At 65.7% G+C, this 10,433-nt stretch carries 7 protein-coding genes; 2 read left to right on the top strand and 5 right to left on the bottom strand.

Features of this window, described 5'->3' with window-relative positions:
* The first annotated feature begins 356 nt into the window (after positions 1 to 356).
* Positions 357 to 2,324, top strand: coding sequence for a methyl-accepting chemotaxis protein (locus GSQ95_RS21825; protein WP_158896337.1), 1,968 nt, complete (start codon positions 357 to 359; stop codon positions 2,322 to 2,324).
* The gene (locus GSQ95_RS27275) at positions 2,209 to 2,787 is read left to right on the top strand and encodes a substrate-binding domain-containing protein (RefSeq protein WP_158896335.1); all 579 of its coding nucleotides are present in this window, start codon (positions 2,209 to 2,211) and stop codon (positions 2,785 to 2,787) included. Before GSQ95_RS21825 ends, GSQ95_RS27275 begins: the two co-directional genes overlap by 116 nt.
* Before the next feature lie 172 nt (positions 2,788 to 2,959).
* Here GSQ95_RS27275 and GSQ95_RS21815 read toward each other — a convergent pair whose 3' ends face one another.
* From GSQ95_RS21815 to GSQ95_RS21795, 5 genes are all read right to left on the bottom strand, one after another.
* Complete coding sequence (locus tag GSQ95_RS21815; protein ID WP_158896333.1) at positions 2,960 to 3,574, bottom strand: TetR family transcriptional regulator; 615 nt, start codon at positions 3,572 to 3,574, stop codon at positions 2,960 to 2,962.
* A 339-nt stretch (positions 3,575 to 3,913) separates the two neighbouring features.
* Complete coding sequence (gene fabF, locus GSQ95_RS21810; RefSeq protein WP_158896331.1) at positions 3,914 to 5,200, bottom strand: beta-ketoacyl-ACP synthase II; 1,287 nt, start codon at positions 5,198 to 5,200, stop codon at positions 3,914 to 3,916.
* Positions 5,201 to 5,341: 141 nt separating this feature from the next.
* The gene (locus tag GSQ95_RS21805; RefSeq protein ID WP_158896329.1) at positions 5,342 to 6,841 is read right to left on the bottom strand and encodes an MFS transporter; all 1,500 of its coding nucleotides are present in this window, start codon (positions 6,839 to 6,841) and stop codon (positions 5,342 to 5,344) included.
* 82 nt (positions 6,842 to 6,923) lie between these two features.
* Positions 6,924 to 7,730: an oxidoreductase gene (locus GSQ95_RS21800; protein ID WP_158896327.1), complete on the bottom strand. Its 807-nt coding sequence runs from the start codon at positions 7,728 to 7,730 to the stop codon at positions 6,924 to 6,926.
* 38 nt (positions 7,731 to 7,768) lie between these two features.
* The coding region (locus GSQ95_RS21795; protein ID WP_158973904.1) for an efflux RND transporter permease subunit at positions 7,769 to 10,433 on the bottom strand (2,665 nt) is incomplete at its 5' end.

Here is a 10,433-nt window from a genome sequence, read left to right as displayed (position 1 = left end):
CCACCCGTTCCCGCCCTTGGCTGCCCCGCCTCACACACCGCGACCTATCCGGACGTCAGACGTCTGCGGCAAAGCGCTCTTCGGCCCGCCCGCCTCTGCCGCAAGCGCCTCTTCGCTCGGGCGGCAAAGCAGCCGTTCGCAACGGCCCCTCGCAGCACTCAACCGCTCTAGCACGCTACTTGCAGGCATCATCCCCGGTCATCCGCAGACCGCTGCCGCCAGGATTTTTCGGCAATCAATAGCCAGACTTGATCAGCTGAATCCCCTCATCCAGCGATGCCTGCGCGGTGACCTCTTCCGGAACCGAACCCTCACGTCCCAGCAGGCGCGAGGGTCTTCTCTTAAAGGACTGACCGATGCTGAAGAACGCCGCCCTGAGTACCAAGCTGCTGCTGATCCTGCTCCTGCTCCTGCCCCTGACCGGTTTTCTGCTGATCTGCGGTCTCTTCCTCACGGAGCGCTACCAGACACTGGAAAACCTCGATCACACCGTGACCGCCAGCGCCACGGCGCAAGGCGTCAGCGCCCTGATCACCCGCCTGCAGCGTGAACGGGGCGCCAGCGGCGCCTTTCTCAGCAGTGGCGGCACCGCCCTGCGCGACGACCTGCGGACCTATCGCCAGGACAGCGACCAGGCCCAAGGCGGCCTGCGCGCACTCGCAGCCGGCGACGATGCCGCCCTGCAACCCGTGCTGAAGCTCCTCGACGGCCTGCCCGGGGTGCGCACCACCGTGGACGGCCTGACGATCAGTGGTACCCAGTCCAGTGCCGCCTATACCGAGATGATCCAGGCATTGATCGGCTACAACGGCAAGCTCGAAGCCGAGGTGGCGGATCCGGCGATCAAGCGCGCCCTGAATGCCCTGAATCTGTTCGTCGAGATGAAGGAACGAGCCGGCCGCGAGCGCGCGCTGCTGGGCATAGCCTTCAACAGGAATCGGCTGGAGTTGCCGATACTGGTGCAGATCGCGCGCAATCTTGGCGAATTCACCGCCTACGCCGACGCCTTCAGACAGAGATCCGCGCCTGAGGTCGTCCAGCGGTTCGACAACATCCTCCAGCAGCCCGCTGCCCTGGAGCTGGCGCAGTTGCAGCGGCGTGCGCTCTACACGACGCCGGGCAGACCGCTGAATGTGCAGCCGGACACCTGGTTCGACCTGGCCACCCGGCGCATCGATCAGTTGGGCACCCTGGAAACGCAACTGGGCGCCAGCATCATCGCCACCACCGAACAGCTACGCGCCGGCGCCAGCCGCGATCTCTGGACCACCCTCGGCCTAATGCTGACGCTGCTGACGGCCGTTTCGGTGCTGGCGTGGCTGGTCATCCGCACCATCAGGCAGGCGGTCGAACAGGTCAACGGCACCCTCACCCGCCTGGCGACCCGCGACCTCAGTGCCCGTTGCGGCTACCAGGGCCGGGACGAATTCGGCACCATCACCGGCAACCTCAATCTGATGAGTCGGGAACTCGGCCAGGTCATCCAGGAGATCGGAGCGGCCACCCAGCAGGTCGCCACCGCCGCCGAAGAAGCCTCGGCGGTCGCCATCCAGACCAGCGAGAACGTGACCCAGCAGCGCCTGGGCACCGATCAGATGGCCGCTGCCATCGCCGAGATGAGCGCCACGGTCAAGGACGTCGCCCGCAGCACCAGCGAAGCCGCTGAGGGCTCGCGGCAGGTGGCGGCCGGCACCACCCAGGGTCGCCGCGAATTGCAGGCCACCATCGGCCTGGTACAGAAGCTTTCGGTGCAGGCCGAGCGCACTGCGCAGATCATCGTCGAACTCAAGCAGGAGAGCGACGCCATCTCCCTGGTGCTGGACGTGATCAACGGCATCGCCGGGCAGACCAATCTGCTCGCGTTGAACGCGGCCATCGAGGCGGCGCGCGCCGGTGAGACCGGTCGCGGCTTTGCCGTGGTGGCCGACGAGGTGCGCTCCCTGGCGCAAAAGACCCAGCAATCCACCGGCAGCATCCAGCAGATGATCAGCCACCTGCAGAGCGGCGCCGACCGCGCCGTCGAGGCCATGCAGGAGACCCTCGGCCTGGTGCAGACCGGCGCCGGCAACATGCTCCGCGCCGGTGAGTTGCTGGGCGAGATCGCCGAGGGCGTGACCCTGATCAACGACCGCAATATCCAGGTCGCCTCGGCCGCCGAGCAGCAGAGCCAGGTCGCCGAAGACATCAGCCGCAACGTCAGCGACATCCATGAACGGGTCATCCAGGTCAGTGCCGGCGCCGAGCAGACCGCCGTCACCAGCCGCGAACTGGCCCACCTGGCCGAACAGCAGCAAGCGCTGGTGGGTCGCTTCCACGTGGCCTGATGCTGCCAGCGAGCGGCAGGCCGGGACGCGCTCGCCAGCACGGGGCTCCCTGCGGTCGGGTGCTGCCGCGCTTCAGCGTCCTGGCCGGAAATCCGCCGACTACCGTATCGGGGTCAGCATCGCCAAGGTCGACGATAACTTCATGACCTATGTCCACCGCAATTTGGAAGAGGCCGGCAAGGCGGAAAAGATCAGCCTGCAATTCGAGGATGCCCAGGGCGACGACGTGCGCCAGCTGAACCAGGTGCAGAGCTTCCTGGCGCAGAACGTGGACGCCGTGATCGTGCGGCCGGGGAACACCGCCATGGCGCTGCAACAAGCCGGAATGGGCAAGGGCCAGGTTCCGGTGGTGGGGGTGGATGGGCTACCCGATGGTCAGGCGGCCGTACGAGCTGATCACGCCCGGCAACCTGGCGGATTACACCGCTCGTTTCAAGTAGCGACCGGGAGCGCGCCGGCCTGAACGGGGTAGCGTCCCGAAAGTGTGCGGGTCGCTGCCGGAAAAGCGCCATCGCCCTGCAGGAGCGCCCCTTGAGGGCTGAAAACCAGCGCCCGGGACAGCTCAGCACCGCGTCCAGAGGGAGCAAGGCGTCAGTGGCGGTCCCTCGCTCCGCTGGCGCGCCGCTCGTCCACCGTCAGGGCCAGTCCTTCACCAGCGACCTGAAGTAGAGGGTGAAGATCAGCCGTACATCCATGAGCGGCGCGAAGATGTCCTGGTCACGAAGGATGCCCGCGAGCGTGCCGCAAAACAGGCTATGCAGCTGCAGGCTGGCGCTTCTCGGCGTCACCGCGGCCTGCAGGCGCTGCCGTTGGTCGTCGAAGAGGCGTTCGACGAGCGCCACGAATTCGCGGGTCAAGGCATTTTCCCGCTGTTCGACTTCCTGCAGTTCCTGAGTGAATTCGCAACGGTGCATCAGGATGGTCATGACACGACGCTCCCGTCCCGGCTGAACGAATTTCTCCATGCATTCGACGCACAGTTCGTACAGCCTCGTCAGGCAATCGCCCTCCCCATCCGCGCTCAACTGCTGGGTGAATTCGTCAAGCGGAATGCGGATGCGATTGAGCATCTCGTGGACCAGCTGCGCCTTGTCCCTGAAGTGCCAATACACGGCTCCTCGGGTGAATCCGCACTCCCTGGCGATCATTTCGAGGCTGGTGCGTGAAACACCATTGCTGAGAAACAGCGCCTCGGCTGCATCCAGAATGGTTTGCCGGGTTTGCTCAGCGTCTTCCTTCGTACGGCGCATAGGTCTCTCGTTTAAACGGCATCTGTTTCGCCAGCTTAGCGTTTGGCCGATGTTTTACAAACATTCTTGCATGTATGCATCCATAGGCCAGCGTCCGGTATTCCCGGACGATGGGTGCTCGTCAGTCTTGTGATCTGACGAGGTGCCAGCGGCCCGGTTGGATCCTGGGCAGCGGCTGGAGAAAAACAGGAAGAGAGCCTTCTCTTCCTGGTGGACTCATTTCTATCTGAAGACGACGCAGGGAAACGCCGCTCCTACCGCTACGCGAGTCCAAAAAATCCTGTGCAGCGCTTCCGGCTTGAGCCGCCAAGCAGCAGATGCTCCTGCGTTCAGCAGCACTCAGGCCCCCAGCCAGCGCCTGAACAACAGGCTGGCGTTCACCCCACCGAAGCCGAAGCCATTCGATAGCGCGTACTCAATCGGTAGTTGCCGTGCCTGCAAGGCGACAAGATTCAGGCCTTCGGCAGCCGGATCCGGATGGTGCAGATTCAGTGTCGGCGGCACGATCTGGTCGCGCAGCGCGAGCACGGTGAAGATCGCCTCGATGCCGCCTGCGGCGCCGAGCAGGTGTCCCGTGCTGGATTTGGTCGAGGTGATGGCCACCGGGGACGCATCGCCAAATACCGCGCGGATGGCGGCCAGCTCGCCCTTGTCGCCCACCTGGGTGGAGGTGGCGTGGGCATTGATGTGCTGAACCTGGGCAGCATCGATGCCGGCCTGGCGCAGGGCCTGAGCCATGGCGCGACGGGCACCGCTGCCGTCCTCCGGACCGGCAGTGAGATGGTAGGCATCGGCACTGGTGCCATAACCCACCAGTTCAGCCAGGGGTGTGGCGCCCCGAGCCAGAGCATGCTCCAGGGTCTCGATCACCAGCAGCCCCGCGCCTTCGGCCATGACGAAGCCGTCGCGATCACTGTCGAAGGGACGCGAGGCCTGCTCTGGGCGGTCGTTGAACCCCGTGGGCAGGGCCCGGGCGACGGCGAAGCTGCCCAGACTGACGCGGTTGATGGCCGCCTCGGCCCCGCCGCAGAGGGCGATGTCGGCCTCACCGCTGCGGATCAGCCGGGCAGCGTCGCCGATGGCCTGGACACCGGCGGCGCAGGCGGTGATGGGCGCACCCAGCGGACCGCGGAAGCCGTATTGGATGGAGACGTTGCCCGCTGCCATGTTGGCCAGGAACGACGGCGCGGTGAACGGCGAGAGTCGTCGCGGGCCGCGGGCGTCGGTGGTCCGCACCGCTTCGGCGATGGCGCCGAAACCGCCCACCCCGGAGGCGATGATGGTCGCTGTCCGCTCGCGCTGCGCCTCGGTGGTTGGCTGCCAGCCGGCCTGGCCGAGGGCTTCCCGGGCCGCCACCAGCGCGAACTCGATGAAGCGATCCATCTTCTTCAGATCCTTGGCGGCGATGGCCACCAGGGGGTCGTAGCCCGCCTCCGGATCGTCGGTGCGGCTCGGTACCTGACCGGCGATAAGACTGCCCACCCCGTCGCTGACCTCGGCCGGCAACAGGCTCAGTCCCGAGCGACCGGCCAGCAACCGCGCCCAGACAGCCTCGGTACCGCATCCCAACGGACTGACGGTACCTACGCCGGTGACCACGATGCGTGTTCTGTCGTTGCCTTGCATTGCATTACCTCTTCTCTCGATGGACGAAGCGCCTGCGGGCGGCCTCGTGTCTTGTTCGCGCCCGATCAAGGCGCGTGCGCAAGGTCGGTGGCCCCAGGGCTTGTCCTTGCAGCGTTAATCGCAGTCGTTTCCGGTAGCGGTCTATGGAAAGTCTTCCGAGCGCCCCTCTGCCAAGGTGTTTTCGGTCGCATTCGGAGCCCGGAAGCTGCTGGCCCCGGGGAGCGTATTCACGGGCAAACACAGGGCTGCGGTGAGTAGCGCCAAGGCGATATGGCACAGATAAACGGGATCGAAGTCGGCACGTTGCAGACTGGGACTGCCAAGGAGCAGAACGGTCAGAGCCACGCCCATGACCGATCCGATCTGGCGGATGGCCTGGTTTATAGCGCCGCCCACGGCGTAGTGATCGGCAGACAGGCGACTGACCGCCGCGCCCGCCAGCGAGGGCAGCACCAGGCCGACGCCCACGCCACTGAGCACCATGCCCGGCAGCCACTGTGTCAGGTAGGCGGGCTCGAGCCCTGGAACCAGGAGAAACCACAGGCCGCTCATGGCGTAGACCAGGCATCCGATCAGCAGCAGCGGGCGGTGGCCATAGCGGCTCGCTACCCGGCCGGACAGCGCAGCGGTGGGTACCACCAGCAGCGGTCCCGGCATCATGGCCAGACCGGCCAGGGGCAGCGGGTACTTCCAGATCGCGCTCATGTAGAAGAAGAAGGCGAAGAACATCATCGAAAATGCGATGCCGAAGCTCAGGGTCGCGAGATTGACGTAACTGTAGGTGCGGTTGTGAAACAGCAGCAGATCCACCAGTGGAGCTGCGGCAGAGCGCGCCCAGACGACGAATCCAACCAGGCACGCCAACCCGACGCCCAGTGCGCCCAGCAACTCCGGCCATGACCAAGTCGGAGACTCGGACTGCACGAGGGATAACGCCAGGGCACCGATGCCGACCACCAGCAAGCCCATGCCCAGCAGATCCAGCCGCCGCCCCTCGGCCTGTTGTTTCGTCTCCGTCAGCAGTCTTGTGCCCCGCCAGAGCGCGAAGAGGCCCAGGGGTACGTTCAGGTAGAACGCCCACTGCCAACCGAGCGTGGCGACGACGAAAGCGCCCAGGCTGGGACCGACTGCAGCGGCCAGGCCCCCGACCGCGCCCCACAGGCTTACCGCCACCGCCCGCTTAGTGATCGGAAAGGCAGCCAGCACCAGCGACAGCGACGCGGGTGTCAGCAAGGCAGCCCCGATGGCTTGCAGCACCCTTGCCGCCACCAGCCACCCCACGCTCCCTGCCCAGCCGCAAGCGACGGATGCCCCCACGAACAGCCAGACGCCGATAAGAAATACCTTCTTGCGCCCATGCCTGTCCGCTAGCCCACCGGCCGGAATGAGCATGGCCGCGTAGACGACCGTGTAGGCATTGAGCACCCAGGAAAGGTCCGCGGGCGTCGCCTGCGCGAAGCCGGCCCGCAAGGCGCTGAATGCCGCGAAGAGCATGGTGCCATCCATGGCTACGAGGAATACCGCGATAGCGGCCACCCAGAACACTGGCCAGGGTGACGTGGCGCCGGGCGCTGCACCTGACGTCCCTTCGTCGCTGTGCGCCGACGAAACCCCGGTACGGGCGCTATTCAGGTGGGTCATGGGTCGACTTCGCTCCTTGGCAAAATGGATCTCTCACGGGCACCCGGCGAGAAGCGTGAGCCGGGTGTCGGCCCAGCACGGTTCAGGCCAGTCCGAAGGTCCTTCTCAGGCCCTTCTCGACGGGACCGGCGGGCATGAAGCGGCGAAGTTTGGCCAGGAGTGACGCCTCCCCCTTGGGCGTGTGCCGCATCTTCCACGCGCCCAGCGCTGCCTCGACGAGCGTCGTGGCCACGCCATCGGGCTCAGGCGCCTTGCGAATGTTCTTTTGGATGGCCTGGGCGACCAGACTGAACTGCCGCTGGTACTCCGGAAGGTTGACGGCGGTCTGAGGGGCGTTGAGATCCAGGTTCGTCCGGGTGAACGAGGGCTCGACCAGGGCAACGCGAATCCCGAACTGGCGTACCTCGTGGTCCAGCGTTTCGGAGAGCCCCTCCACCGCATGCTTGGACGCCGCATAGAGCGCCATGTACGGCGCCGGCAGGAAGCCCAGCACCGAACTGACATTGACGATGCGGCCGGCGCCTTGCGCACGCATGTGCGGCAGCACCGCCTGGATCGTGCGCAAGAGACCGAAGACATTGGTGTCGAACAGACTGCGGGCCTCATCGATCGACGTCTCTTCCAGGGCACCGAGCAGGCTCCCCCCCGCATTGTTGATCAGGACATCGATCCGGCCGGCCCGCGCGATGATGACGGCAACGCCACGGCGTACCGAGTCTTCATCGCGGACGTCCATGTCGACGAGCTCCACGCCCGGGATGGCCTGAGCGCCTTGCTGGCTACGCACCGTGCCGAACACCTGGCATCCCCGTGCGGCCAGCCGCATGGCGGTGGTGCGTCCGATGCCGGACGATACCCCGGTGATGAGGACAACTTCTGCTTTCGACATGTCAGTGCCTTTTCGTGGATTGAAGGAGATGGGAGCGATCAGTGGAGGGCGGGAGAGGGCCTGATCCTGAACCAGATGGCGTACATGGCCGGCAGGAATACGAGGGTGAGCACGGTGCCTGCGAGGGTGCCGCCGATGAGGGTGTAGGCCAGGGTGCCCCAGAACACCGAATGGGTAAGGGGGATGAAGGCCAGCACCGCCGCCAGCGCCGTGAGGATGACCGGTCTCGCGCGCTGCACGGTCGCCTCGACCACTGCCTGGAACGGCGGCAGGCCGTCCCGCTCGTTCTGGTGGATCTGCCCGATCAGGATCAGGGTGTTGCGCATCAGGATGCCCGACAGGGCGATCAGCCCGACCAGGGCGTTGATGCCGAAGGGCTGGTGAAACAGGATCAGGGTCGGGACCACCCCGATCAGCCCCAGGGGACTGGTCAGGAAGACCATGATCATCGCGGCCATGGAACGCACCTGCAGGATGATGATGAGCAGCGTCAAGGCGATCATCAGCGGGAAGATCGGCAGCATCGCCGCCATCGCCTTGCCCGACTCCTCGATGGCGCCCGCCTGTACGATCCGATAGCCCGCCGGCAAGCGCTGGATGGTCGGCTGCAGCTGCTCAAGGACGGCGGTGGAAACGTCCGGCGGTTGCAGCTCTTCGGCGATATCGCCGCGCACCGTGATCGTCGGCACCCGATCACGCCGCCGCATGAGCGGCTCTTCCATCTGCACCTCCACCTCGCCGACCTGCGACAGCGGAATACGCTGGCCCTGGGCGCCGACCAGGGTGAGATCGCCCAGTCGCGCGGGGTCGAGGCGAACGTCGCCCGCCGCACGAGCCACCACCTGGACGGTACGAATGTCTTCGCGGACCGCCGTCACCGGCACGCCGCTGAGCAGGAATTGCAGCTGCTGCGCCACGGAGTTCGAGCTCAGGCCTATCGCCTGCAGGCGATCCTGCTGCAACTTGAAGCGCAGGACCGGCGTCCGCGTGCCCCAATCGCTGTTGACGGTGCGCATCAGCGGACTGGCGCGCATCACCTGCTCCACCTCCCCCGCCACCCGCCGCAGCACCTGCGGGTCGGGGCCGCTCACGCGATAGGCGACCGGGAACGGCGAATAGGGCCCGAACACCAGCTGGGTGACCCGCAACCGTGCCTCCGGCGCGAGTCCGGCGGCAATGGCCTCGCGCAGCCGCAGCTTGAGTGCTTCGCGGGCCTCAGGGTTGTCGGTGCGGATGATGATCTTGGCGAAGGACGGATCCGGCAGCTCCGGACTCATGGCAAGAAAGAAGCGCGGCGCCCCCTGCCCGATGTACGAGGTCACGATCCGGGCATCGTCCTGCTGGGCGAGCCAGGCCTCGACCTTGGCGGTCGCCCGTTCGGTCTCGGTGATCGAGGTGCCATAGGGCATCTGCACCTCCACCATCACCTCGGGGCGATCGGAGATGGGGAAGAACTGCTTCTTGACGACAGCCATGCCCAGGATGGCGGCCACGAACAGGCCGATCACCAGCAGGGCGACCAGCCACTTGCGCGCAATCACCTGGCCAAGCACGCGGCGGAAGCGGTGGTAGCGCGGCGTGTCGTAGAGCGCACCATGGCCACCCTCGACGGTCCTGGTCTCCGGCAGCAGCTTGACGCCCAGGTAGGGCGTGAATACCACCGCCACGAGCCAGGAGGTGATCAGCGCGATGCCGACGATCCAGAACATGTTGCTGGTGTATTCACCCGCCGCGGACTGGGCGAAGCCATTGGGCATGAAGCCCACGGCGGTCACCAGGGTACCGGCCAGCATGGGCGCGGCGGTGTGGCTCCAGGCATAGGCCGACGCCTTGACCCGGCTATAGCCCTCCTCCATCTTCACCACCATCATCTCGATGGCGATGATGGCATCGTCCACCAGCAGGCCCAGGGCCAGGATCAGCGAGCCCAGGGTAATGCGATCGAAATTCTTGCCGGTGGCGGCCATGACCAGAAACACCGCCGCCAGCGTCAGGGGGACTGCGGCCGCCACGACGATGCCCACCCGCCAGCCCATGCTGACGAAGCACACCACCATCACCACCAGCAGGGCGACAAAGAACTTGATCATGAACTCGTCGACCGACGAGGCGATGTTGACTGCCTGATCGGTCACCTTGGTCAGACTCATGCCCAAGGGCATCTCAGCGTTTATGTTGCCGACTTCGCTTTCAAGGGACTTGCCGAGATCCAGGCCATTCCAGCCGTCGCGCATGACGATGCCCAGCAGCAGCGCCGGCTCGCCACCGCTGCGGATGACGAAGGTGGCCGGATCTTCATAGCCACGCTTCACCATGGCGATGTCCACCAGCTTGAAGGTGCGGCCCTTGACGATCACCGGAGTATCGCGAATGGCATCGAGCTGATCGAAAGCCCCATCCAGGCGGACAAAGACCTCGGGGCCGCGGGTTTCGATGGAGCCCGCGGGGGTCAGGGCATTCTGGGCATTGAGCGCGGCGAAGATGTCCTGCGGCGCCACGCCCAGGGTCGCCAGGCGGTCGTGAGAAAATTCCACATAGATGCGTTCGGTCTGCTCACCCAGGATGTCGACCTTCTTGACCCCCGGCACATGCAGCAGGCGCTGGCGTAGCGTTTCCGCCTCGCGTGCCAGCAGCCGTTGCGGCTCGCCCCGGGCCTTGAGCGCGAAGAGCGCGAAGGTGACATCGGCGTATTCATCGTTGACC

The sequence above is a fragment of the Pseudomonas sp. BAV 4579 genome, assembly GCF_009765395.1.
GTDB lineage: Bacteria > Pseudomonadota > Gammaproteobacteria > Pseudomonadales > Pseudomonadaceae > Chryseomonas > Chryseomonas aestiva.
Note: the sequence above shows the minus strand (reverse complement) of the source record. Positions and strands in the feature narration are given on the sequence as shown.

Excerpts from the sequence above, each read along its gene's own strand:
- GSQ95_RS21815 (WP_158896333.1), bottom strand. The coding sequence starts at position 3,574 with ATGCGCCGTACGAAGGAAGACGCTGAGCAAACCCGGCAAACCATTCTG.
- GSQ95_RS27275 (WP_158896335.1), top strand. The coding sequence starts at position 2,209 with ATGAACGGGTCATCCAGGTCAGTGCCGGCGCCGAGCAGACCGCCGTCA.
- GSQ95_RS21800 (WP_158896327.1), bottom strand. The coding sequence starts at position 7,730 with ATGTCGAAAGCAGAAGTTGTCCTCATCACCGGGGTATCGTCCGGCATC.
- GSQ95_RS21805 (WP_158896329.1), bottom strand. The coding sequence starts at position 6,841 with ATGACCCACCTGAATAGCGCCCGTACCGGGGTTTCGTCGGCGCACAGC.
- fabF (WP_158896331.1), bottom strand. The coding sequence starts at position 5,200 with ATGCAAGGCAACGACAGAACACGCATCGTGGTCACCGGCGTAGGTACC.
- GSQ95_RS21825 (WP_158896337.1), top strand. The coding sequence starts at position 357 with ATGCTGAAGAACGCCGCCCTGAGTACCAAGCTGCTGCTGATCCTGCTC.